Raw genomic sequence first — 24,619 nt, 5'->3', positions numbered from 1 at the left:
GTAAATCCGGCTTGACATTGCCCCGCCAACTCCCTACTATGCGCCTTCCGCCGTTGCTGCTGCGCAGACACAAAAGTTCCCTGACAACCTCGCCAAGGCCTGCCCGATCATGCTGAATCTCACCGTTCCCACCACCTTCACTGCCTCCTGCGCCGAAAACCTGGCCCAACTCAACCGGGAATATGCGGTACGCGACCGCAGGGTGCATGAGGTCTACGGCTCCCTGCAAAACGCCCCCTTCAACTCGGCCCGACCGGCGAAATATCTGCCCTCCCCGACCCAGACCCAGTTCCGCCACCATATCCGGGCACTGGCAGACAGCGACATCGGCTTCAACTATCTGCTCAACGCGCCGAGCTATGCCAACTACGAATACACCAGCCAAGGCCGTGCCGAGTTGGAGGAACTCCTTGCCCTGCTGGTCGATTGCGGGGTGCGCTCGGTGACCGTGGCCGTGCCCTATCTGGCCCGGATAATTGCCAGCCGATATCCCTCCCTGGAGGTGGTGACCTCGACCATCGGCTATGTCGGAGCCATGCGCGGCATCGACCAGTGGCTCGAGGCCGGGGCCAAGCGTATCGTCCTCGATGTGGAGGCCAACCGCGACTTCCGCTTCCTGAAACGCGCCTCGCTGGAAAGCCCGGTGCCGCTGGAGGTGATCGCCAATCCAGTCTGCATCTCCCAGTGCCACTACAAGTACAACCATTACTGCGTGGCGGCCCACGGCTCGCAAAAACCATCCGGCAGCGGGGTTCCGGGCTTCCCCTACAACGGTTTCTATCTGAACTGGTGCTTTTTAAAAAAGCTCGCCAGCCCCGGCGAATTTCTGAAAAGCCCGTGGATCCGGCCCGAGGATCTCCCGCTCTGGGAAAAGGCGGGCATCCGCTTCTTCAAGCTCGCCGGCCGGGGCATGCCGGAGGCACAGATTCTTTCCCTGACCCGCGCCTATCTTTCCGGCTGTTTCACCGGCGATCTCCTGGACCTGCTGGGCTGGCCGCACTGGCAAAACTTCCGCAAGAATGCAGACGGCAGCCTGCTGCCGCCCCTGGAGATCCACCTGCCCAACGAGGCACTCACCGGTTTTCTTGATTTCTTCTACGAAAAACTGCCGGAATGCCGGCTGGGCTGCAAGGGGTGTGAGCATTGTTCCGCCTGGGGCAAGCGGGTCCTGACGGTGAACTCCCAGGAACTGCTCGACCGCTATATCGACAATATGCGCCGCAATTTGCACGAGCTGACAAACCATCTCTCCACCCCCGAGGAAGACGCGGCCCTGCAAAAGCAATGGCAGGAACAGGCAGACAAACAGATGCTGGACCAATGAAAGAGCACCTTGTCATCACCGGAGCCAGCGGCCTGGTCGGCCGGGCGCTGCTGCGCAAATATCTGGGCCAGGGACGCCCGGTCATCGCCCTGTCCCGCAAACCTCCGGTGCTGCCCGGCCTTACCCCTGCCCCCCACCCGCTTCTCTCCTGGCATTGGGGTGATGTCAGCCTGCCCCGCCTTGGCCTGGACCCTGCGGCATACGCCGAAGTCTGTGACAAGGCGCAGCTCATCTTCCATCTGGCCGCCCGCACCGATTTTAAGGATGCCACCGCTGCCAGCTATCTGCCGGTGAACCTGGGAGGGGTGAAACATGTCCTGGCCCTGGCCCAGGAGGCCAAGGCGCCCCTGCATCAGGTGAGCACCGCCTTTGTCTGCGGCGATTGGTCCGGCGAATTCCGGGAAAACGATCTTAATCTTGGCCAGCATTTCCGCAACGGCTACGAGGAGAGCAAATTCCTGGGCGAATCGTTTCTGCATGAGGTGATGGCCGCCGCTTCCGTGCCCATCACCATCCATCGGCCGGGAATCGTGGTGGAGCGCAACCCCTCGGCCGCTTCGGGCAAGACCTTTGGCCCCTTTCTCTTTCTCGACGCCGTGGCCCGGCTGCGGGATTCCGCCGAGGCAAAAGGCGTTGCCGAGCTGCCGGTTTTGCGGGTGCAGGGCAATCGCCAGGCGCATCTGCCCCTGGTCTTTGACGATGCGGTGGCCGAGGCCTTGGTTCGTCTGGCCGCACAGCCGGAGAGCGGAGGACAGATAATCCAGCTCGTAGCCCCGCAACCGGTGGGCAACGATCTTCTCGAAGATGCCTTTAACGAGGCCTTTGGTCAGCCCGCTGCCCACCTCGCCGGAAGGGAGGCGTTCGCCCACCAGCCCGCTAACAGTCTGGAAGCCCTGCTGGCCAGAAAAACCACGCCCTATGCCGCTTACCTGGATCTGAGCGTCCGCTTCACCCGGCGGAACCTCGACACCCTCGCAGGGTCCGAGATGTTACCCACCCCGAAGCTGGCGGAGCTGACCCAGGCCTTCCGGGCCTTTCTTGCCGCCCGGAGCCAACGGAGCAGGGCATGAAGAGCGAAGCGGCGATCCAACACTATTTCAACCAGTACCTGCCGGGTTTCATGGGCCAGCCCCTGATCAAAGGCCTTTTGAGCCTGTCGGCCGGATTCTGGATCGAGATCGCCGGCCAGGGTTGCTGGTCGCTGACCATTGACAAAGGCATCCTCACCGAGGTGCGGGAAGGACTGCCAAACGGCGCCTTCGGCTTTCGCACCGACACCGAAACCTTTCTCGCCGTGGCCGGAAACACCCTCTCGCCCCAGAAGAGTTTTTTCACCGGCAAGACCAAGATCTCGGGCAACTTTTATGAAGCGTTGCGCACCGCCACGGCCCTGGAGGAATTTTTCCAGCGCTACCCCTATCCCGAAACAACAATGGAGGGTTGACCATGCACCCGGATTGGATTCCCTTAAGCGAGGTAGGCAAACGCCCGTACGCCGAAGCAGTCGCCCTCTTCCGCAAGCATGTGAACCCCGGCCTCGTCACCCTGCTGGAAATGGGGGAATACACGGCCATCGACCCGCAAGAGGCCGAGGGCGCAGTGATCATCGACGCACAGGGCAAAAAGATTCTCGATTTTGTCTCCTCCTACGGCGCCTTGAACCTGGGGCACAACCATCCACGCGTCAGACAGGCCATGATCGAGGTGCTGACCGACCGGAAGGTGGATCTTTCCAAGGAACTCCTCTCCCGCCACGTCGCGGTGCTCGCCCATAACCTAAGCCTGCTTTGCCCCGGCGATCTCGACCAGGTCTATCTCTGCAACTCCGGCACCGAAGCGGTGGAAGCGGCGCTCAAGCTGGCCAGCCGTTATTTTCAGGGCAAACGGCAACGCTTTATCTACGCCAAGGAATCCCTGCACGGCAAGACCCTGGGGGCGCTGTCGGTCACCGGCAACGAACGGTTGCGCCGTTATTTCCCCCTGCTTCCGAACTACGCCGTGCCCTACGGCGATGCCGGAGCCATTGAAACGCTGCTGAAAACCGCGCCCCAGGAGGGCGAGGGCGCCATCGCCGGAGTGATCCTCGAACCGATTCAGGGCGAGGCCGGGGTCATCGTGCCGCCTGCAGGCTACCTGCGCCGGGTCCGCGAGATCACCGAGCGCTACGGGGTGCTGCTCATCCTCGATGAAATCCAGACCGGCCTCTGCCGCACCGGCACCTTTCTCGCCTGCGAAGCGGAAGGGGTGGTGCCGGACATCCTGGCCCTGGCCAAATCCCTGGGCGGGGGGCTCGCCTCCATCGGCGCCACCATCTCCCGCACCCCGGTGCATCACAAGGCCTACGACAATCCCCACGACTGCCTGGTGCAGACCACCACCTTCGGCGGCCGCACCCTGGCCTGCGCCGCCGCCCTGGCCGCCCTGGAGGTCTATCAGGAAGAGGAATTGGCCCAGCGGGCCGCCAGGTTGGGCGAACGCTTCAAGGCCCAGCTGGTGGCCCTGAAAGAAAAATATCCGGAGTGGATCGCCGAGGTGCGGGGCCGCGGACTGATGCTGGGCATCGAGTTCCAGGAGTCCATCATCGACGAGGTGAACTACCTGCCCCTGGCCATCCCCGGCCTCAAAAACGTGCTGCGCGAACACCTGCCCGGCATGGTGGCCTCAGCCCTGCTGCACAAGCACGGGATCCTCGGCACCCTGATGCTCAACAACCGGGCCGTGCTGCGGGTCTACCCGCCGCTGGTCATCGACGAGGCGGACCTTGATTACTTTGTCGCCTCCCTGGAAGAGGTGCTCAAGGATGGGCCTAAAGAGCTGGTGAAAAAACGGGTCAACCACGCCATGAGCTTCGCCGGCCTCAAATTCGTGGCCCCCTGGGTGGCGAAGCTCACCGGCGGACGTTAGGGAGGTAAGGGATGGAGCGATTCTTTCTTGCCCTGGGCCAACGGTTGCACCGCAACCGCACCATTGTTTTGTTGCTGGTGGCCGGTGTCACCCTGTTGCTGGCTCTGGCTGCGGGCCGTTCAACGGTGGACAACTCCATCGGGGTCTGGCAGACGGAAAACGACCCGCACTGGCTGCACTTTCAGGAGTTTTCCCAAAGGCATCATCTGGTTGACCCGCTGGTCGTCTATCTGCCCGAAGCCTCCCCGGAGGGTGCCCGGGAGATAAATAGTGCCGCCAGAAAGATCAAGGAAGTCGAGCGAACCACCCTGTTCCACCTCGGCCTTCCGGGCCAAGGGTACCTCCTTCTTCTTTTCCCAAAACCCCAGAGCAGCCCGCCCCAGCTGGCCGAACTCATCCGCGAGATCAAACAGCTCATTGCCAAGCAATTGCCAGGCCAAGCCACACATCTGGGCGGGGTCTGGTATCTGACCGATACCCTGGACTCCCTTTCCGCCAGTTCCACCCAGCGCCTGTTTCCTCTGGTCATCGTCATTCTCACCCTGGGGGTGCTGCTCTTTCTCCGCAATCTGCGCCATACCGCGCTGGCTCTGGTCTGCGGTCTGCTGCCGGCCCTGCACCTCACCGGCCTTCTCGCCCTGGCCCACGAACCGCTCAACGTCATTCTTCTCTCCCTGCCGCCCCTGACCATGATCCTCGGTATTACCCACGCCATCCACCTGCTGAAAAAAAACGCCCACCCCAAACCGTTTGCCATCTACGCCCAGGTCGCGCCCCCCTGTCTGCTCTGCGCCCTCACCACCATGCTGGGTTTTCTCTCCCTGCTGGTCAGCGCCTACACCCCGGTGCAGAAGCTCGGCCTCTGGGGGGCAGTCGGCTCCGTGCTCTCCCTGATCACCACCCTGCTGCTCCTCCCCCTCTTTCCCTCTGCTCCTGCTGCAATCCCCGCTACCCAGCCGGAAAAGAGCAAGACCCTTCTGGGCCAGGTCGTCATCGGCCACAAAAACCGAATCCTCCTTGTTGTGGCCGGGCTGGTTGTCCTCTCAATCTGGGGAATCCTGCACCTGGAAAAGGGCTCATTCATCCTCGCCTTTTTTAAGCCGGAAGCCGCCATCAGCAGGGATTACCGGACCATCGAACAGGCAGGCATCGGCCTCACCCCGCTGGAAATCGACCTGGACGACTGCCCCGCGCAAAGCCGCGCCATCCAGCAGGCCATGCTGACCCTGGCCCAACGCCATCCGGAGATCACCCATTTCTTTTCCTTTTATGACGAGCGCGGCAAAATCGCCCTGCCCATGGCCACCGCAAACGGGGCGAGCCTCGACACCCCACTCCTGCCCAGCTTGGGACTGCAAGCGCCCATTCGCCTCACCATCCTCACCCGCACCCTGGCCTCGGAAAAAACCATGCGGATGGTGGATGCCATGGAGGGTGAGCTGCAAGACCTTCTCGGAGCCAAGCCGACTCCCTATGTCACCGGCACGGTGCCGCTTTACACCAGGGGCCAGAGGGAGATGTTCACCACCCTGGTCCAAACCTTCGGCCTCGCTTTTCTCTCCGTCTCCCTGGTCATGGGGTTGGCCTTGCGTTCATTGAGGCTGGCGGTGCTGGCCATCATTCCCAACTTTGTCCCGGTCCTCTATCTCCTCGGCACCATGGGGTTATTCGGCATTCCGCTCAGCGTGGCCTCGGTCACCGTGGCCAGCATCGTTTTCGGGGTGGTGGTGGACGACACCATCCACTTTCTGCATACCTGGCAGGAGATGGCCGCAGTCGGTGATCCCCTTGCCAGATTGCATGGCACCATCTCCCATACGGCTTATGCCATGTTCACCAGTTCCATCGTAACCGCGACCGGATTCCTGGGCTTTCTCATCTCACCCTTCATGCCGCTTCGGGATTTCGGCCTCTTGATAAGCCTGTCCCTGCTCTATGGCATCATCTGCGACCTCCTGCTCCTCCCGGCCCTCCTCCTCACCTTCGGGACAGCCAAAGGAAAAAAACCATGACCATCGCCGCCTCCCTTATCGAGGAGATCATCGCCACCCATTTCGATCCGCGCGCAGGCTCTGCCTACTGGCTGGAACGGGAAAAACTCCTGGGCCTTGAGGCCAGAAAGGAGATCACCTGTTGCGAATCCTTTCATCTCTTCGGCCCCATGGACACCGAGGCTTTGCGCACCCGGCCTCTGCTGGATTTTATCCCCAAGCAATTCCATGGCGAATTAGCGACCATGATCCTGGCCGAGAGCGGCGGCACCACCGGCCCGCCGATCCGCAGGGTCTACCTCCCCGAAGAATTTGGTGCCGCCTTTGTTGATTCCTGGGTGCGGGCCACGGCTCTCCGTGGTTTCCCGCGTGGGGGCAGCTGGCTCTTTGTCGGGCCATCCGGCCCCCATGTCATCGGCCAGAGCGCCAGGGCCATGGCCCGGAGCCTGGGCAGCCTGGAGCCCTTTTCCGTGGATTGCGACGTGCGCTGGATCAAGCGGCAGGGTGCAGGCTCGCTGGGGTTTACCCTCTACCTCGACCATATGCTCGATCAGGCCCTGAACGTGATCCGCACCCAGAACATCGAGGTGCTGCTCATCACCCCGCCCCTGCTCCTGGCCCTGGCCGCAAGGATGAGCGATGAGGAACGGAACCGCATCCGCGGCATCCACCTGGCCGGCATGGCCCTGACTGTTGCCGATTCCGAAACCATCCGTCATCGGCTTTTCCCACAGGCCGTGGTGCTGCCGGGTTACGGAAATTCCCTGGTGGGGGTGCTGTTCGAGCATACCCCGCCAGGGCCCGGTGAGCCACCCACCTATGTGGTCGATGATCCGGCCCTCTGGCTGCAGCTGCTCCCCTGGCAGCCCCAGGCCCCGGAGCAGAATCCCGATCTTGCCGCCACCACTCTAAAACCGGGCCAGCGCGGCAGGGTGGTGGTCCATCGCTTGGACCCCTCCTTTCTTCTGCTCAATCTGGTGGAACGGGATACGGCCTGCTACGCCGCACCGACAGACGCAGGAGACTGCCGCGCCGTCACGGCGGTGGAGCCGATCCGCCCGCTGATCTCCAGCAAAAGCGAGGGGGTCTACTGATGGTTCCGGGATATCATAGTCTTGCTGTTTCCATCCCTGGCCCGGAAGGCGTGCTTGAGGGAAATCTCTGGTACACCGAGGAAGAGCCGGGCCAGGAAGGCGTGCTGCTCTGCCCGCCCCACCCCCTGTTGGCCGGCAACATGGAGAACAACGTGGTCCAGGCCGTGGCCACTCACTGCGCCGGGCTGGGTCTGCCGGTCCTGCTCTTCAACTACCGGGGGGTGGGCAAGAGTTTCAAGCCGGAGCCGGACCTGCCGCTCTTTGAATACTGGCACCGCCTCGACCAGGAAGGCACCTTTTCCTCGGTAACCAGCGACACTCGGGCGGTCCTGGCCTTTTGCCGCCGGTATTTCCAGCGGGTCCATCTGGTGGGCTACTCCTTCGGCGCCTTCATCGCCCTCAATCTCCTGACCGAAAAGGCCGAGGGGCCCATCAGCTACACCGCCATCGCCCCGCCCCTAGAGGAACGCGACTTTACCCACCTCTCCACCCTTTCCCTTCCCGGCCTGCTGATCACCGCGGCGGAGGATCTTCTCCTCAAGGAACAGGCCGATCTGGCCCTGCCCCCCACCTTTCAACGGATCATTCTTGAGGAAACGGATCATTTCTTTCTGGGGAGGGAAGAGGAGGTGGCCCGGGCTGTCGGCGGATTCATTGCCGGTTCCGGCCGTTCCCTGAACTAAAAAAATCGTCCGGAAATTCCGGGGACTGCGACAGACAATCAGTCTGTTCATTTCTTTGCTTGCCCAAAGAAACGAACCAAAGAAAGGGCCCCCTGTGTCCCTTGTCCCGCCGCGGGCGGGATGCCCTGTGCTCCTCGATGCTGCCGGGGCTTTGCAAACTCGCTGCGCTCAAACAGTGCAAAGCCCCTTTTCGGCAGCCTCTCCGGTGCTCGGCTGCGTGCCAATGGGAATTTCCCCCCATTTGTCCTGCCGCGCCTCGCATACGGGGCGGATAAAGACGCGGGAGGTAAGCGAAGACTCCGACTGTCTGAGGGCGAAGCCCGAGTTTTTCCGCGTCCCGCCCTCGGCGAGAAGCAAGGGAAGACCGCAGGGCCAGGACTGGCTGGGGTGCCTTTTTCTTGTTTCTTCTTTTGGGCACGCAAAAGAAGAAAGAGCAAACCGCAGAAAAATTCTTTCCACCTCTTGTCCCGGAATTACCGATGAACCATAAAAAAAGGCCGACCCGATAGGGCCAGCCTTTTCTCCACCTCATTTTTCTGTGATCGTCGTTAAACGATTCCTAAAAACCCAACCCCTGCAAGAGATCGTTCACCGCATTCTGATCAAGGGATCCCTCGCCGCCAACCTCCCCAGTGGTCATGGAGTTAAGATATTTGTCCACATCCGCCTGGGCGATCCGCTTGCTCTCTTCCACGGTAATCCCGGCATTCTTCTCCTTGATCTTCAACTGGGAGCCAAAGGAAACCACGATGGCCAGGAGCTGGACCTGGAAATCGGTAAGCAGTTTGATGATTTTGAGAATCTGCTGGCCGGAGAGATCCTGAAAACTTAAGGCTTCCGTAATCCGCGAGATATCGTCGGTGATGGCGGAGGCCACATCGAAGGCGTCTTCAATCTTCTTGAAGATATCGTTCTGGTCTTCGATGGTCATCTTGCTCATGCCGGGAACCTGCCCGGAACGCATCTGCTCCAGGCTCTCGGTCAACTCCCCTGCCAGGGTGAGACTTTCCGCCAGCATGGACCCGAGTTCGGCAACTCGCGGGTCACTCCCTGGCGCAGGAGCAGAGACAACCGCCTCCGCCGGGACTGTTGCCGCGGCAGCAGGAGCAGCTTCCTCAATTTCCTCGATGGGCGGCACTTCCAAGGGCAGGCTCTGATCCAGGAAGATCTCGGCCTGGTTGAGATCCATTTTTTTCAAAAGATTCTGGGTTTTCGGATCGGAACAGGAACTCAGCAGGGCGGCCAGGACATCGCTGAGGGGCACGGTGAAAAAATTATCGTCCGGTGCGAGATCCTTGATCTTCTCCCCCATGGCATCGACAAAGCCATTGTGGTCAAAGATCTCCTCGGCTTTTTTGCGGGCCGCGGTGATATGCGTTTTCACCGTTTCGTTGGTGCACAGCTCGTACATGGTCTGGAAAATCGTATCCAAGGCAAAAAGATACCGGGTTCGCTTGACCATTTCCGGCGCAGCCTCAGCCAGATCGAGCACCTCTCCGGCACCAATCTCTTCGCCCCCCGCGCCCGCATCTTCCTGTAAGGCGACAATCAGGGCATTGGCCTGGCCTATCTTCTCCTGCAGGTTTTGCAGGGTTGCGGCGGCAGACTGGGCGCCCGCCTCTCCGTTGGCAATGGCTTCGGTCTGAAAGGCGTTATGGGTTTTGAGGGAGAGGAGTAGATCTTTTACGCCATCGGTCTGGTTCTGGACCTTTTCCACCTGATCCATGATCTCCATGGTGGCTCTTTCGGTCATGGAGACGATGTCATGCAGCTGGTTTTTGGCGTCCTCGATCTTTTCCCCCGCCTCATCCAGCTCCACCCGTTTCATGCGCCGGTCTTCCATGGGGATTTCCCCCATGGTCGAGCTGAGGCTCTTGGCCAGCTTGCCGATATCATTAAATATATCGTTGGAAACCTGTTTGTAGTAATCATCCTCTTCCGCCCCAACGGCCAGTCGGGACGGAGCCACTTCCTCCGTTGCCGGTTCGGGCGCGGCGAGGACGGGAAGGGGCGATTTCTCCTCGGCCAGGATCTGCCGCACCACCTGGGTGGCCCCGGTCTCCCCACCGCCAAGGACGGTGATGTTATACACCACCGTATCCGTTGATATCCTGAAAAATCCGGCACTTATCTCGAGATTGACTTCCGACTTCCCTGCTGTGGACATGCTCAGCCTCCCGCTGCTGTTCTTCTATCTGCATCCCGCCTGCCCACAAGGGGCGTACAATTCCCCATCGGCAACCCACCAATTTTCTTGAATATTTTAAGAATTATAAAAAAACCTGCTCAGGCCGTGATCATGCCGGAAAAACAAACCCCTGTTTCATAGCGATCCGGCTTGGTCCGGCTGACCGCCACCCAGGAGACCATGCCGATCACCTGCAACACCCCGACATCCTCTTCCACCTTGGTGGCGATCCATTTCCCGTTTGCTGCCGCATGCCAGCCGGGGAACTCCAGAACCATCACCAGCTGACTGCCGAGGGGCAACGATTCCTCCGTCAAAAAACAGAGGCCGCCGCCGCTGATATCCAGCAATTGTCCTTCCCGGCAAGGGACATCGGCCCGGAAATCTTCAAGCCTGGTAAAACGGACAAGCAGGTTTTTGGCAACCCGTTCCTCCTGACGCCGCTCCTCGCCCGAGTGTTTTTGTTCGATCATAGTGTGCTCTTTCCCTGCTCTGTAACTCCGGACCGGCCAAGACCTTTTTTATTGTTCTACCTGTTTTTCCAAGAAAGAAGCAACACCCCTTGTTGAAAAGAGTATTTTTCAAAAAACAGGGCAGGAAAAAAGCTGGAGTGCGACCCTCATTTTACAAAAGGCAGGATGGCCTTGAAAGCCGGAGTCCCTGCCTTGTGCAGCCATTCGTAGATGATCATCTCCGTATTGGCGACGATGCCGCCGACTTCGCTGATCCGGGCAAGTCCGGTCTGGTAGTTCTTCTCCACCCTTGAGGCCACGCCATCGGCGGGCACCCACATCCGGTAGCCTTGCAGGAGGCCGCCCAGCACCGTCTGGTAGATGCAGATATGGGTTTCCACCCCGCAAACCACGATGGTGTTGATCTCCCTTGGCAGTTTTTTCGCCGCCTCGGCTATGGCGCCATTGTCAAAACAGCCGAATTCCAGCTTGTCGAGCGGGATAACCCCGCCCAACTCGGCCGGGATCTCCGGGAGCAGGGCGCCGATTCGCGCCGCATACTGGGTGGTGGCAAGCACGGGTATGTGGAGGATGCCGGCCGCCTTCATCAACAATACCGCGTTTTTCACCACCTCGTCCCTGGCGGGAATGGCCTGCATCATTCGGTCCTGGATATCCACCACCAACAGGGCGCATTGTTCCGGCGCCAGGCGGTACAGTTTTTGGCTCATAGACTCCTCCTTTCACCCTGAAAAATCATTCCGTATATTTCCTTGTACCTGGAAAAATGTATTGCAAAGAACCATTATTTATCCATAACTGAGGAAAATTCTCAAGAACTCTTGTAACTATCAAGATCAAGATAAAGAAACCTGGGATAACCCAGAACCGTAACTGTTCAGCAGTGGTGCAGATGCGCGGAAGAGGCCGGCGAAGTGTGCTAGTGCACATGAGCAGACCGATGACAAAGCAGATGCAGTGCTGCCGGACAGTTACAAACCGCCGGATACCACTGCCCATGAACCCATACTTTCGCATCGCCCAACTCCTCAAAACGCAACCCATCGGCCAGGCCGTGGAAATCAAAGGCTGGATCCGCACCCGCCGCGACAGCAAGGGTTTTTCCTTTCTCGAGGTCAACGACGGCTCCTGTGTGGCCAACCTCCAGGTCATTGCCGAGGAGAGCCTGCCCCGGTATGCGGAGGAGATCCTCCGCCTCACCACCGGTTGCTCGGTGCGGATCAGCGGCCTGCTTGCCGCCTCGCCGGCCAAGGGCCAAGTGGTGGAGCTCAAGGCGGCCGAGGTCGAGGTGTACGGCTGGGCCGACCCGGAAACCTATCCCCTGCAAAAGAAGCGGCACTCCTTCGAGTTCCTGCGGGAGATCGCTCACCTGCGCCCGCGCACCAACAGCCTCGGCGCCGTGGCCCGAGTGCGGAGCGCCCTTTCCTTTGGTGTGCACCGGTTTTTTCAGGAGCAGGGCTTTCAATACATCCACACCCCGATCATCACCACCAGCGACTGCGAAGGCGCGGGCGAGATGTTCACCGTCACCACCCTGGACCTGAACAATGTCCCCCGCAAGGATGGGCGGACTGATTTTGGCGAGGATTTCTTTGGCCGCCAGGCGAGCCTCACGGTGAGCGGGCAGCTGGAGGCGGAGATCTACTGCCTGGCCCTGGGCAACGTCTACACCTTCGGCCCCACCTTCCGGGCGGAAAACTCCAACACCAGCAGGCATCTGGCCGAATTCTGGATGATCGAACCGGAGATGGCCTTCTGCGATCTTATCCAGGACATGGAGGTGGCAGAGGCGTTCATCAAATACCTGGTGCAGTATGTGCTGGATCATTGCCCGGACGAAATCGAACTCTTCAACAATTTCGTGGACAAGGGGCTCAAAGCCAGACTGGCTGCGGTGCTGGAGCAGGACTTTGCCCGGATCACCTACACCGAGGCCATCGACCGGCTCACGTCCTGCGGGAAAGAGTTCAATTTCCCGGTGGCCTGGGGCGCGGATCTCCAGTCGGAACACGAACGCTACCTCTGCGAGGAGGTCTTCAAGCGGCCGCTGATCGTCAGCGACTATCCCAAGTCCATCAAGCCCTTCTACATGCGGGTCAATGACGACAACACCACCGTGGCCGCCATGGACATCCTGGTCCCTGGCATCGGCGAGATCATCGGCGGCAGCCAACGGGAAGAACGCTACGACAATCTGGTCAGCCGCCTTGCGGAGATGGGGTTCAACCAGGAAGATTACGACTGGTACCTGGACCTGCGGCGATACGGCACGGTACCCCACGCCGGTTTCGGCCTGGGCTTTGAACGGTTGATCCAGTTTGTCAGCGGCATGGCCAACATCCGCGAGGTGATCCCCTTTCCGCGCACTCCGGGCTCGGCCTCCCTCTAGGCCGAGAAAACATGCCCCAGGATATCCAGCCCGACCGCATCTATGGTCATGCGCGGTACACCGCCCTCTACGACCTGGAACTGGGGGATTTTTGCCAAGATCTCCCTTTTTATCGCCGACACCTACCCACCCACCCCTGCGCCATTCTGGAACTGGGCTGCGGCACCGGTCGGGTCAGCCGAGCCCTGGCTACGGACGGCCACCGGCTTACCGGCATCGACCTCTCCCTGCCCATGCTGGCCGCGGCGAATCTCGCACCAACCGTACCCGCTCCGCACTATGCCTGCATGGACATGACCGCCCTGGCCTTTCGCACCACCTTTGCGGCAATCGTCGCCCCTTACAACACCTTGAATCTCCTGAGCGAACCGGAGGGTCTGCGCGCCTGCCTGAGCCAGATCCATCACCTGCTTGCCGATGACGGCATCTTCCTGTTGCAGCTCTATATCCCGGACCCGGACCTCCAGGCCCTCAAAGGCAAAAAACGCTTCCAGTTTCAGATCTTCGATTGCCCGGACGGCTCCAAGGTCATCAAGGAAATCCTGAAAAGCACGGAACCGCAGTCATCCTTGGTGGACATCATCGAACGATACCATCTGCGCTTCCGAAAAGACTTGCCCAACGAAGACTGGGAGTACACCTACCGGATTCTCGGTTACGGATTTGCGCAATGGCTGGAGATTTTTGCCGCCCAGGACTTTCGCCTGGAAGTTGCCTATGGCGACTACGATCTTGCCCCCTTTGTTCCCAAAGAGCATACCACCCTGCTCTTGGTGCTCAAAAAGGGTGCCGGCAGCCCACAATAATTTATTTGCTATTCCAAATCCTTTTTGGTATCAAAAAATTAGTGAGCAATGTGCAGTAGTTTTTAGCTTTGTTAAAAAGTTTACCGCACAAACCAGAAGATAGGTGTGCGGTATTTTTATTTAACGAGCCGGAGATACTGCGGGTTTCAAGTTAGGGTTCCAAGCAAGGAACGGAGGGATATCATGTTTGAAGGCACAGTGAAGTGGTTTAACGAAGCAAAGGGTTTTGGCTTTATCGCCCAGGATAATGGCAAGGATGTTTTTGTGCATTACTCCGCAATCAACAAGAATGGTTTCAAGACGTTACAGGAAGGTGAACGCGTCCGCTTCGAGATTGTAGACGGACAAAAAGGCCCTGCCGCGGCCAACGTGGAACCGCTGTAAAGTCCACCCCGACGTTTGACCATCCAAGGGCCCTCGCAATCGCGAGGGCCCTTTTTTTTGGTTCATCCGGGACTTCCCCTTGGCACGCAACCGGGAACCGGGAAAGTTGCCAGAATGGATATCCAGCACCCCTCTTCGCGCCTGGCTGAATACATCAACAAATTGGATATGATGGCGCCTGTTTGTTCGGAATATTCGATTTGACTTTAGGCCTGCTCTTCGCTAGTTTCGTGAGTTCGCACATCCATCCCTTTTCAAGGAGAGCTGTTTTGAAGCGTAGATTGCAACACATTTGAGCAAAACTCCGGCGTAAGCCGGCCGGCCCGGTTCGGGCTGGACGATATTGCGGCTCCTCCTGCCTTTCGCACGGTTCAAGGCGTCAACACGGGTAATTTCCCCCTTGTTCGCTGACGTTGTCCGTGGCTGGTTGCAGAGAGCCGCGGCATTTCCGGAATGAGATTTTCCGGCAACGTACAGTGAAGGAGGAATTATGCACGCTCCCGTACCCAATCCGTCTGCCCTGCATACGGTCGGTTCGGTTCTGGTAGTGGGCGGCGGGGTGGCCGGTGTCCAGACCGCCCTTGATCTCACCGAACTCGGCCTCAAGGTCTATCTTGTCGAGAAAAGCGGCGCCATCGGCGGCGTCATGGCCCGGCTGGACAAGACCTTTCCCACCAACGACTGCTCGCTCTGCATCCTGGCCCCCAAGCTGGTGGAGGCGGGCCGCGACCCCAACATCGCAATCCTGACCAAGTCGGAACTTATCGCCCTTACCGGCGAGCCGGGCAGCTTCACTGCGAAAATTCGAAAACAGCCCCGCTACATCGACGAAGAGATTTGCACCGGTTGCGGTCAGTGCACCATGTATTGCCTCAAGCAGATCGGCGACGACTACAACGAGAATCTGGCAATCACCAACGCGGCCCATATCGATTATGCCCAGGCCGTGCCAACCAGCTACCATATCAACGCCAAGGCCTGCCTCAAACTGAATTACGATACCTGCGGCCTTTGCGCCGTGGCCTGCCAGGCCGGGGCCATCCGCTTCGACCAGCAGGAAGAGATCGTGGAGATCCCGGTGGGCGCGGTGGTCCTGGCGCCGGGCTTCGGCCGGGTGAGCGAGGAGGTGCTTGGCCGTTACGGCTGGGGTCGGTTTGCGGATGTGCTTTCCGCCTTTGAGCATGAGCGGCTGATGTGCGCCTCCGGCCCAACCGGGGGCGAGATCGTCCGGCCCTCGGATGAAAAACACCCCCGGAAGATCGCCTTTCTACAGTGCATCGGCTCCCGCGATGAAAACTGCGGCAACAACTACTGTTCCTCGGTTTGCTGCATGTATGCGATCAAGCAGGCGTCTCTCGCCCGCGAGCATGATCCGAACTGCGAGATCACCCTCTTCTACATGGATGTCCGCACCCACGGCAAGGGCTTTGACGCAGCCCGGGAGCGGGCCGTGGCCGAAGGCAACTTCCGGGTGATCTACGCCCGACCGCCCAAGGTGGAGGATGTGTTCGACGGCGGGCTGCTGCTCAACTGGTCCACCGAGGACGGCAAACACCAGTACGAGAAGTTCGATCTGGTCGTTCTTTCCCAGGGATTGGAAGCGCCCGACGACGCGGAGCAGCTTGCCCAGGCGGCTGGCATCGAGCTGAACCGCTACCTCTTTGCCCAAACCGGCAACAATGCGCCCCTGGCCACCAGTCGGCCCGGTGTCTATGTGATCGGCGCCTTCCAGGGACCCAAGGACATCCCCGATTCGGTGACCCAGGCAGGCGGGGCCGCCGCTCTTTGCTCGGGGCAACTGACCTTGGCGCGCGGCACGGAGATGACCAGGGCCGAGTTTCCGGCGGAGCGCGACATCTCCGGCGAGGAGCCACGGATCGGCGTCTTTGTCTGCCATTGCGGGATCAACATCGCCGGGGTCGTGGATGTCCGGGCGGTGCGCGATTACGCCAGGGAGCTGCCGGGGGTGGTCTATGCCACCGACAACCTCTACTCCTGCTCCCAAGATACCCAGCACCACCTGACGGAGATCATCAAAAAGCACAACCTGAACCGTATCGTGGTCTCCGCCTGCACCCCCCGGACCCATGAGCCGCTCTTCCAGGCCACCCTACGGGAAGCGGGTCTCAACCGGGCCCTGTTCGAGATGGCCAATATCCGGGATCAATGTTCCTGGGTACACATGCACGAACCGCAAAAGGCCACGGACAAAGCCAAGGATCTGGTCCGCATGGCCGTGGCCAAGGCGGCCCATCTCGTGGCCCTGCCGGAGCAGCGGCTGCCAGTCACCCCGGCTGCCTTGGTCATCGGCGGCGGCTTGGCCGGATTGACCGCGGCCCTGGCCATTGCCGAGCAGGGATTTCCAATCACTCTGATTGAGCAGGGGGGCACTCTGGGCGGTCGGGCGCTGTTGCTCACCGCGGATCGCTTTGGCGATGATCCCCGGAAATCCATGCAAACCTTGATCGACAGGGTGACACACCATCCGCGGATAATCGTGCGCACCAAGGCCACGGTGGCCAGCATCTCCGGTTATGTGGGCAACTTCACTACCGCCATCGCCGGGGAGACGGGCAGCGAGGTGGTGCATCACGGCGTGGCCGTCATCGCCACCGGCGGCCTGGCCTACGAGCCGCAACAGTACCTGTACCCCGATTCCGACCGGGTCATGACCCAGCTGGAACTGGAGAAACGTCTGGCTGCGGGCCACCCGCTTGGTGCCAAGATGAAACAGGTGGTCATGATCCAGTGCGTGGGCTCGCGGGGCGAGGATCTGGCCTACTGTAGCCGGGTCTGCTGCGGCCAGGCCCTGAAGAACGGGCTGCGTCTCAAGGCCCTCGCTCCCGAATTGGCCATCACCATCTTGTACCGGGACATGCGGGCCTACGGCTTTATGGAAGACGATTACCGCAAGGCCCGGGAACTGGGGGTGATCTTCACCCGATACCAGACGGACAATCCGCCCCGGGTGCGAGCGGGTCGCGGCAAGGCAAGTCCGGTCAAGATCGGAATTTTTGATCCGATTCTCGGGCAAGAGGTGGAGCGGGAAGCCGATCTGCTGATCCTGTCGGTGGGCATCGTGCCGGAAGACCCGTCGCTTTTGGCAAGGATGCTCAAGGTTCCGGTCACCGCCGAGAAGTTTTATCTGGAGGCCCACGTCAAGCTGCGGCCGGTTGATCTGGCTGTGGACGGGGTCTATGTCTGCGGCCTGGCCCATGGACCCAAGACCATGGACGAGACCATTGCCCAGGCCCAGGCGGCAGCGGGTCGGGCCTGTCAGCCCCTGGCCAAGGGTTCCATCTCGCCGGAACCCATTGTTTCCCATGTCGATCCGGATCTCTGCATCGGCTGCGGAGCCTGCGAATCCTTCTGTCCGTACAAGGCCATCAAGATCGATAAGGAGGCGAAGCCCCGCAAGGCGCAAACCCTGACCGCCTCCTGCAAGGGGTGCGGGGTGTGCGCTGCCCGCTGCCCGACCATGGCCATCGATATGGGCCGTTTCACCCTGGATGGCATCCGGGCGCAAATCGAGGCCTTTGGCCAGCAACAAGGAGCGAGCAATGACTGAACACTATCAACCGAAAATTTTGGGCTTTTTGTGTAACTGGTGCTGCTACACCGCCGCCGACTCGGCCGGGGTGGGCCGCTACCAGTATCCGCCAAATCTGCGGGTCATTCGCATCATGTGCACCGGCAGGCTCGACCCGTCTTTCCCCTTAGAAGGGCTGGCCGCCGGGGCGGATGCGGTTTTTGTCGGCGGCTGCCATCCCGGCGAGTGCCACTATCAGGATGGCAATTACCACGCCCTGGTTTCCGCAGCCCTGGTGCACGAGGCTCTTGCCCGGCTGGGAGTGAGCAAGGAGCGCTTTCTCATCGACTGGGCCTCGGCGGCCGAGGGGCCGAACTTCGTGAAGATCATCACCCGCTTCACCGAGCAGGCAGCGAAACTTGGGCCTTTGGGCAGCAGCGAGGGGCTTGAGCCGACCGCCCTGCGGGTCAGGCTCAACCTGGCGGCCGAAGCGGCCAGAGGCCGCAAGATCAGGACCGGTCTGCTCAACGCATCCAAAGAGATGATGAAGGGCGGGGACTTTTCCCGCACAACCATTGCCGGGCTGGTGCATGACAAATGCGACAAGGCTCTGAATGAGCTGTTTATCTAAAAACTCTATTCTCAGTTCAACCCACACAAGGAGGAGCACCATGCTTGAAGTAACCGAATCAGCGATCAGCAATCTCAAGGAACATCTGACAAAAAACAATCTCGATTCTGCCATCCGGGTGGTCATGCAGAACAGTTGCGCCGGGGTAAGCCTGAGTCTTGGCCTGGATGCGAAACGGGACTCCGACACGGTGTTTGAGGAGAGCGGCATCACCTTTCTCGTGGGTGGCGGGATGTTCGCCACCACCGGGGCCATCAAGGTCGATTTCGTCAAATCCACCTCGGGCTGTGGTTGCAGCGGTGGCGGCGGCTTCAGCGTCACCTCGGAAAAAAAATTGGGCGGTGGCGGCTGCGGCGGCGGTTCCTGCTCCACCGGCTCCTGCGGCTGTTGAACAGGGAGGTTTGTCATGAAAAAAAATCCGAACGAACCGCCAAGCTGTTCCTGTTCCTGCGGATGTCCTTCCGGCAAATGGTTGCTGTATATCGTCGCGGCTGCGGTGGCCGGCTTTCTGATTGTCAGGGTTCTGCTGTAGCCACAGTGACCATACTCTGAAGCGCCATCCGCCAGGGGAAGACTCCGGTGGATGGCGCTTCCATAAACACATTGAAACATTGAGGATCTATTCTATGGCAACCGAGTTTGAAATCAAGCCCTACCCCGAGCTGTGGGCCAGCCTCGACATGGACGTGCCCCGCTTCGACAAGGCCCGCCTGATGCTGGGCGAGGCATACGCGAAAACCTATCTCTCCCAGAAGAACCGGCCCGTCGCCCCATGAGAGGTCCAAGATGACGCATCGACTCCATGATTTTGCCGGTGAAGCCATCGGCACCTGTATTCTGGTTTTCTTCGGCTGTGGCTCGGTGGCGGCAACGGTGTTGTTTTCCGCCCATGCCGGGCTTTTTCAGGTGGCGGCCATCTGGGGCATCGGGGTGACCCTGGCGATTTACGCCACCCGGCATCTTTCTTGTGCGCACCTCAACCCAGCGGTCAGTCTGGCCATGGTCATTGGCCGCCGCATGGATTTGGCCAAGCTTCCGGCCTATCTTGGCGGTCAGTTCGCCGGGGCCTTTCTGGCGGCATGCCTTCTCTATCTTCTCTTCGGACCATCCATTGCCGCCTATGAAACCGCGCACGGCATTGTGCGCGGCGCGCCCGAATCGGTGCGAACTGCCATGCTCTTTGGCGAGTTCTACCCCAACCCCGGCGCTGGCGCGGTCGCCACGGTGAGCAGCCTGAATGGTTTCAGCGCCGAGGCGATTGGCACCTTCATTCTGGTATTTCTCATCTTTTCCCTGACCGAGGGCTGCAATGTCGGGCGGCCGGATGAAGCCCTGGCCCCCCTGTTCATCGGCCTCACCGTAACCGTTATTATCTGTATCCTGGCCCCGCTCACCCAGGCAGGGCTCAACCCGGCCCGCGACCTTTCACCCCGGTTGTTCGCCTGGCTGGCGGGTTGGCGACAGGCTGCCATGCCCGATGCCGGGTATGGCTTTTTGACTGTTTATGTGCTGGGTCCGTTGGCGGGTGGAACCTTGGCCTCGTTGTTTTTCACCGCTTGCATTCAGCCCCTGATGAACAAGAAAAACCAGACTGGCTGCGGCTGCCTGAAATAGCAGGCCCGCCAGAAAAAACAAAAATGGAAACAACCATGCAATCGCCTCCTGCAACGCAAGCACAATTACAGGAATACTACGGCAGAATTCTGAACAGTTCTAAAGACCTCAAGACCAAGACTTGCTGCTGCGATGGAGAACCCATTTCCGCAGGCATGAAGGATATATTGAGCACCATTGCCCCGGAAATCCTTGCCCGCTCCTATGGCTGCGGCTCGCCCATCCCGGACTGTCTTGAGGGCTGCACCGTGCTCGATTTGGGGTGCGGAGCCGGGCGAGACGCTTTTATTGTCTCCCGGCTGGTCGGCCCCAACGGCAAGGTCATCGGTGTGGACATGACCGAGGAACAACTGGCCGTGGCCCGCAACCATGTGGATGCCCAGATGCGGATCTTCGGCTATGAAAAAGCCAATGTGGAGTTTCGGCAGGGCTACATGGAAAACCTTGGCGAACTGGGTCTGGCGGATAATTCCGTGGATGTGGTCATTTCCAACTGTGTGATCAATCTCTCGCCAAACAAACGGTCGGTTTTTTCCGAGATATTCCGGGTGCTCAAGCCGGGCGGCGAGCTGTATTTTTCCGATATCTTTGTCGGACGCAGGGTGCCGGAACATTTCAAGGATGATCCGATCCTGCATGGGGAGTGCCTGGCCGGGGCCATGTATCTTGAGGACTTCCGTCGCCTCCTCCGGGAGATCGGCTTCCCGGACTACCGGGTCATGCAAAAGCGCAAGGTGCAACTCGACAACCCGGCCATCGAGGAAAAAATCGGCATGATCGATTTTTACGCCATGACCGTACGCGCCTTCAAGCTCGACTGCCTGGAGGATATCTGCGAGGATTTCGGCCAGAGCGCCACCTATCTTGGCACCATCCCCGGCCACCCCCATGCCTGGCAGTTGGACGACCACCATCGTCTGCTTACCGGCAAGCCCATGCTGGTTTGCGGCAACACCGCCGCCATGCTGGAGGAAACCCGGTTTGGCAGACATTTTCGTGTTTCCGGCAACCGGAGCACCCATTTCGGGCCCTTTGCCTGCTCGGCCCCGGCCTCTGACAGTCCCGGCGGCCCCTGCGGCTGCTGACCTGAGATTTCCACAAATATAAAATAAGGAGACCGCAATGACCGCAACCCCCTTTGAAATTAAAGCCTACCCGGAGATGTGGGCCAGCCTGGACATGGACGTGCCCCGCTTCGACAAGGCCCGCCTGATGCTGGGCGAGGCGTACGCGAAAACCTATCTCTCCCAGAAGAACCGGCCCGTCGGCATGGCCTACTTCGACAACATGATCGCCGAGATCCACGGCGGCCGCATCAAGGAGTTGCTGGCAGCCAAGGCCGAAGGCCGCCCGGTGATCGGCACCTTCTGCGTCTATATCCCCGAGGAGATCGTGCTGGCGGCGGGCGGGATCTGCGTGGGCCTGTGCGGCGGCTCCCAGGGCTCGGTGCCGGATGCGGAAAAAATCCTGCCCCGCAATATCTGCCCCATGGTCAAATCCGCCTTCGGCTTCAAGGTGGGGAGGATTTGCCCCTATTTCCAGGCCGTGGATTTCGTCTACGGCGAGACCACCTGCGACGCCAAGAAAAAAACCTGGGAGATCCTCGACACCATGGTGCCCACCTATGTCATGGAGATTCCCCAGCTGAAAAGGCAGCGGGATCTCGACCTCTGGCTGGCCGAGGTCAAGGATTTCAAGAGCAAGGTGGAGGAGGTTGCGGGGAAGACCATTACGGAAACGGCTCTGGCCGCCGCCGTCAAGATCATGAACAACAAGCGCAAGGCTCTCCAGCGCCTCAACTCCCTGCGTCACCACAACCCCGCGCCGATCTCCGGCAAGGACGGTCTGCTCATCGAACAGATTGCCTTTTACGACGAGCCAGTGCGCTTTACAGAAAAGGTCAACGCGCTCTGCGACGAGCTGGAGGAACGGATCAAGGCCGGGGTGGCGGTGCCGGCGAAAAACGCCATCCGGGTGATGGTGGCCGGTACTCCCATGGCCCTGCCCAACTGGAAGATCCATAATCTGGTGGAGGGGGCGGGCGCGGTGATCGTCAACGAGGAGTCGTGCATCGGCACCCGCTATTTCAAGGATCTCATCGACGAGAGCGCCACCACCATGGACCGCATGCTCGTGGCGCTCACCGACCGTTACAAGGAGATCGACTGCTCCTGCTTCACCCCCAACGACGAGCGGATCACCCAGGTGATCAAGGAGTTCCGTGATTCCAAGGCCCAGGGCATCATCAACTACTCCCTCCAGTTTTGCCATACCTACAATATCGAGGAGATCAGAATCCGGCAGGCCTGCGAAAGGGAGGGCATCCCCTACTTATTCATCGAATCGGATTATTCCGCCGAGGATATCGGCCAGCTCCAGACCCGAATCGAGGCCTTTCTTGAGCAGATTGAGGAGTAACCATGTACATCGGGGTTGATTTGGGCTCCCGGACCGTCAAGATGGCGGTTTGGGACGGGGAGCGGCTGGTGGAGCACCGGATCGAGCCGTCGGGTTTCGAGCCGCACCGGCAGGCGGAGAAGATGATCGGCGGCTACAAGGCCCGCGCGGTGGTGGCCACCGGGTATGGCCGTCACCTGGCTGCCGAACATTTCGCCGATGCGGTGATCACCGAGATCAAGGCGCACGCCCGCGGTATCTTTCATGAATTTCCCGGCTGCACCACCATCGTTGATGTGGGCGGCCAGGATTCCAAGGTGATCAGTCTGGATGCGGCAGGCCGGGTGAGCAATTTCCAGATGAACGACAAATGCGCCGCAGGCACCGGGCGGTTTCTGGAGATCATGGCCGCTTCCCTCGCCTACACCCTGGAGGATTTCGGCCGGGCCGCGCTTACCGCCGACATGGAGGTGCAGATCAACTCCATGTGCACGGTCTTTGCCGAGTCCGAGGTGATCTCCATGAAAAACCGGGGCATTGCCCGCGACTGGATTGCCAGAGCCGTGCACTCCTCGGTGGCCGATCGCCTGGCCGGGATGCTGGCCCGGCTCGGGCATGGCGAGGCGGTCGCCTTTTCCGGCGGGGTGGCGAGAAACCCCTGCATGGTGGAGCTGCTCGAAAAAAGAATGCCGGGGGTGCGGGTGCTGGTGCCGGAGCTGCCCGACATCACCGGCGCCCTGGGCGCGGCCCTACACGGGACAGGGGTGTGCTCATGAAAAAGATGCTCCTGGAAATTCACCAAACCCGCCGGTTTGGCAAACGGCTGGTGGCCATGGCCAAGGCCGGCAAGAATGAACGTATCGTGGCCGAGCGGGCACAGAGGATTATCGCCGATCTGCAAACCAACCCCCTGCACGAGGAGGCGGAGTGCAAACGCACCCGCCACGGGGAACTGCGCCTCAATGATTGCCGTAAGTATGATCTTTCCTGCGGCTTCCGGCTCATTGCCCTGAAGAGGGAGAGGAGGCTGATCTTCTCCTATATCGGCAGCCATGACGAGTGCCAGCGCTGGATAGAAAACAACCGTGACTATCAGGACGAGATCGAATCCGTACCCGTGCCTCTGGCAGGAGCGGAAAACCATCTCCAATCAGAATCGTCCGCCGAGGCGGAACCGGAGCATGATGCACCGGAAAAAGATGAATATGAAGAACAGCTGCTGGCAAGAATCGATGAACAATTGTTGCGCGAAATCTTTGCGGGGCTCTACAAAAATTACGGCGCCCGACAAGGTTGAAGATTCAATCGTTCATGCCAACGGAATGAACATGTTGACGTAACACCACCTTTTCCTCTTTTTTCCCTAAAACCATCTCCCTGTTTGCACTGAACCTCTTTCCCCTATACAATAAAGAAAAGCCTCCCGGCTTTCTCCATTGCCTTAGAAAACTGCAAAACACGATCCACACAGGGTTCAGCGCCATGTTCGATTTCTCGGATCACATAAAATTCATCATCTCCCTCTTGGCCATCGTCAACCCCATCGGCGCCATCCCCATCTATATCAGCCTCACCGACGACTACCGCCCGGAAGACCGGGCCAGGGTCGTCCGGATCACTCCCATTGCCGTGGTGGCCATTTTGCTGGTAACCCTGGTCAGCGGCGAGTTCATCCTCCGTTTTTTCGGGATCTCCGTTGATTCCTTCCGGGTGGGCGGCGGTATCCTCCTGCTGCTCATGGCCATCTCCATGCTCCAGGCCAGGACCAGCCGCACCGCGCATACCAGCGATGAGGCCGAAGAAACCTCGGACCGCGAAACCATCGCCGTGGTGCCGCTGGCCATCCCCCTGCTCTCCGGGCCGGGCGCCATCAGCACGGTTATCGTTTATGCCTACAAGGCCAAAGGCCCCCTGGCCTATCTGATTACCAGCGCAGGCATTCTCCTCATCGGCCTGGCCATTTATCTTTCCCTGCTGGCCGCACCCTACATTGCCAAAAAGCTCGGCAGAACCGGGATCAACATCATCACCCGGCTCATGGGCCTTATTTTGGCGGCCATTTCCGTGGAGTTCATCACCACCGGGTTGAAGAACATCTTCCAGACCCTGACCTGATCCTTAAGCCTCCCCCGGGCCTGACGCCAGTCGAGCCCGGCACTTTTCCCCCATGACCGTCCCGGCTCTTTCCGCGACAAGGAGAGACCCCCGGCCA

24 protein-coding genes are annotated in these 24,619 nt (G+C 59.9%); 21 read left to right on the top strand and 3 right to left on the bottom strand.

The window, feature by feature from the left end:
- The first annotated feature begins 109 nt into the window (after positions 1-109).
- The 7 genes from ACZ46D_RS02000 to ACZ46D_RS01970 are packed head-to-tail and all read left to right on the top strand — an operon-like array spanning position 110 to position 7,996.
- A complete protein-coding gene (locus ACZ46D_RS02000; protein ID WP_464928369.1) occupies positions 110-1,324 on the top strand; it encodes a U32 family peptidase in 1,215 nt (404 codons plus the stop codon).
- Positions 1,321-2,394 (top strand): SDR family oxidoreductase, encoded by a 1,074-nt coding sequence (locus ACZ46D_RS01995; protein ID WP_464928368.1) that lies wholly within the window; start codon positions 1,321-1,323, stop codon positions 2,392-2,394. The genes ACZ46D_RS02000 and ACZ46D_RS01995 overlap by 4 nt, the downstream gene beginning before the upstream one ends.
- Positions 2,391-2,768 (top strand): SCP2 sterol-binding domain-containing protein, encoded by a 378-nt coding sequence (locus tag ACZ46D_RS01990; protein ID WP_464928367.1) that lies wholly within the window; start codon positions 2,391-2,393, stop codon positions 2,766-2,768. The genes ACZ46D_RS01995 and ACZ46D_RS01990 overlap by 4 nt, the downstream gene beginning before the upstream one ends.
- Positions 2,769-2,770: 2 nt before the next feature.
- The gene (locus ACZ46D_RS01985; protein WP_464928366.1) at positions 2,771-4,228 is read left to right on the top strand and encodes an aspartate aminotransferase family protein; all 1,458 of its coding nucleotides are present in this window, start codon (positions 2,771-2,773) and stop codon (positions 4,226-4,228) included.
- An 11-nt stretch (positions 4,229-4,239) separates the two neighbouring features.
- Entirely contained in the window at positions 4,240-6,240 is a 2,001-nt protein-coding gene (locus ACZ46D_RS01980) for an efflux RND transporter permease subunit (RefSeq protein ID WP_464928365.1), read from the top strand.
- Positions 6,237-7,313, top strand: a complete 1,077-nt coding sequence (locus tag ACZ46D_RS01975) for a hypothetical protein (protein ID WP_464928364.1) — start codon at positions 6,237-6,239, stop codon at positions 7,311-7,313. The genes ACZ46D_RS01980 and ACZ46D_RS01975 overlap by 4 nt, the downstream gene beginning before the upstream one ends.
- A complete protein-coding gene (locus tag ACZ46D_RS01970; protein WP_464928363.1) occupies positions 7,313-7,996 on the top strand; it encodes an alpha/beta hydrolase in 684 nt (227 codons plus the stop codon). Before ACZ46D_RS01975 ends, ACZ46D_RS01970 begins: the two co-directional genes overlap by 1 nt.
- A gap of 559 nt (positions 7,997-8,555) precedes the next feature.
- Here ACZ46D_RS01970 and ACZ46D_RS01965 read toward each other — a convergent pair.
- The 3 genes from ACZ46D_RS01965 to ACZ46D_RS01955 all read right to left on the bottom strand — a co-directional run bounded on the left by ACZ46D_RS01965 (position 8,556) and on the right by ACZ46D_RS01955 (position 11,367).
- The gene (locus ACZ46D_RS01965) at positions 8,556-10,163 is read right to left on the bottom strand and encodes a protein phosphatase CheZ (protein WP_464928362.1); all 1,608 of its coding nucleotides are present in this window, start codon (positions 10,161-10,163) and stop codon (positions 8,556-8,558) included.
- A 119-nt stretch (positions 10,164-10,282) separates the two neighbouring features.
- Complete coding sequence (locus ACZ46D_RS01960) at positions 10,283-10,657, bottom strand: PilZ domain-containing protein (protein WP_464928361.1); 375 nt, start codon at positions 10,655-10,657, stop codon at positions 10,283-10,285.
- 146 nt (positions 10,658-10,803) lie between these two features.
- Positions 10,804-11,367, bottom strand: a complete 564-nt coding sequence (locus ACZ46D_RS01955; RefSeq protein WP_464928360.1) for an isochorismatase family protein — start codon at positions 11,365-11,367, stop codon at positions 10,804-10,806.
- A 287-nt stretch (positions 11,368-11,654) separates the two neighbouring features.
- On the opposite strand from ACZ46D_RS01955, the gene asnS reads away from it, so the two are divergent.
- The 14 genes from asnS to ACZ46D_RS01885 all read left to right on the top strand — a co-directional run bounded on the left by asnS (position 11,655) and on the right by ACZ46D_RS01885 (position 24,522).
- Complete coding sequence (gene asnS, locus ACZ46D_RS01950; protein WP_464928359.1) at positions 11,655-13,046, top strand: asparagine--tRNA ligase; 1,392 nt, start codon at positions 11,655-11,657, stop codon at positions 13,044-13,046.
- Between the two features lie 11 nt (positions 13,047-13,057).
- The gene (locus ACZ46D_RS01945; protein ID WP_464928358.1) at positions 13,058-13,852 is read left to right on the top strand and encodes a class I SAM-dependent methyltransferase; all 795 of its coding nucleotides are present in this window, start codon (positions 13,058-13,060) and stop codon (positions 13,850-13,852) included.
- A 183-nt stretch (positions 13,853-14,035) separates the two neighbouring features.
- Complete coding sequence (locus tag ACZ46D_RS01940) at positions 14,036-14,236, top strand: cold-shock protein (RefSeq protein WP_464928357.1); 201 nt, start codon at positions 14,036-14,038, stop codon at positions 14,234-14,236.
- A 490-nt stretch (positions 14,237-14,726) separates the two neighbouring features.
- Positions 14,727-17,804, top strand: a complete 3,078-nt coding sequence (locus ACZ46D_RS01935; protein ID WP_464928356.1) for an FAD-dependent oxidoreductase — start codon at positions 14,727-14,729, stop codon at positions 17,802-17,804.
- Positions 17,797-18,396, top strand: coding sequence for a hydrogenase iron-sulfur subunit (locus ACZ46D_RS01930; RefSeq protein WP_464928355.1), 600 nt, complete (start codon positions 17,797-17,799; stop codon positions 18,394-18,396). The genes ACZ46D_RS01935 and ACZ46D_RS01930 overlap by 8 nt, the downstream gene beginning before the upstream one ends.
- Before the next feature lie 40 nt (positions 18,397-18,436).
- Complete coding sequence (locus ACZ46D_RS01925; RefSeq protein ID WP_464928354.1) at positions 18,437-18,787, top strand: IscA/HesB family protein; 351 nt, start codon at positions 18,437-18,439, stop codon at positions 18,785-18,787.
- Positions 18,788-18,802: 15 nt separating this feature from the next.
- A complete protein-coding gene (locus tag ACZ46D_RS01920) occupies positions 18,803-18,928 on the top strand; it encodes a hypothetical protein (RefSeq protein ID WP_464928353.1) in 126 nt (41 codons plus the stop codon).
- A 94-nt stretch (positions 18,929-19,022) separates the two neighbouring features.
- Positions 19,023-19,172 carry a hypothetical protein gene (locus ACZ46D_RS01915; protein ID WP_464928352.1) on the top strand — a complete coding sequence of 50 codons (150 nt, stop codon included), beginning with the start codon at positions 19,023-19,025 and terminating at the stop codon, positions 19,170-19,172.
- Positions 19,173-19,182: 10 nt separating this feature from the next.
- The gene (locus tag ACZ46D_RS01910; RefSeq protein ID WP_464928351.1) at positions 19,183-20,010 is read left to right on the top strand and encodes an MIP/aquaporin family protein; all 828 of its coding nucleotides are present in this window, start codon (positions 19,183-19,185) and stop codon (positions 20,008-20,010) included.
- A 35-nt stretch (positions 20,011-20,045) separates the two neighbouring features.
- Positions 20,046-21,095, top strand: a complete 1,050-nt coding sequence (locus ACZ46D_RS01905) for a methyltransferase domain-containing protein (RefSeq protein ID WP_464928350.1) — start codon at positions 20,046-20,048, stop codon at positions 21,093-21,095.
- A 37-nt stretch (positions 21,096-21,132) separates the two neighbouring features.
- Positions 21,133-22,428 carry a double-cubane-cluster-containing anaerobic reductase gene (locus ACZ46D_RS01900; RefSeq protein ID WP_464928349.1) on the top strand — a complete coding sequence of 432 codons (1,296 nt, stop codon included), beginning with the start codon at positions 21,133-21,135 and terminating at the stop codon, positions 22,426-22,428.
- Positions 22,429-22,430: 2 nt separating this feature from the next.
- On the top strand, positions 22,431-23,183 hold the full coding sequence (locus ACZ46D_RS01895; protein WP_464928348.1) for an acyl-CoA dehydratase activase: 753 nt from the start codon (positions 22,431-22,433) through the stop codon (positions 23,181-23,183).
- The gene (locus tag ACZ46D_RS01890; protein WP_464928347.1) at positions 23,180-23,704 is read left to right on the top strand and encodes a hypothetical protein; all 525 of its coding nucleotides are present in this window, start codon (positions 23,180-23,182) and stop codon (positions 23,702-23,704) included. The genes ACZ46D_RS01895 and ACZ46D_RS01890 overlap by 4 nt, the downstream gene beginning before the upstream one ends.
- Before the next feature lie 185 nt (positions 23,705-23,889).
- On the top strand, positions 23,890-24,522 hold the full coding sequence (locus ACZ46D_RS01885) for a YchE family NAAT transporter (protein WP_464928346.1): 633 nt from the start codon (positions 23,890-23,892) through the stop codon (positions 24,520-24,522).
- Positions 24,523-24,619 lie beyond the last annotated feature (97 nt).

Source organism: Thiovibrio sp. Mzg5, from assembly GCF_055379285.1.
This window is presented reverse-complemented; position numbering and strand designations above follow the sequence as displayed.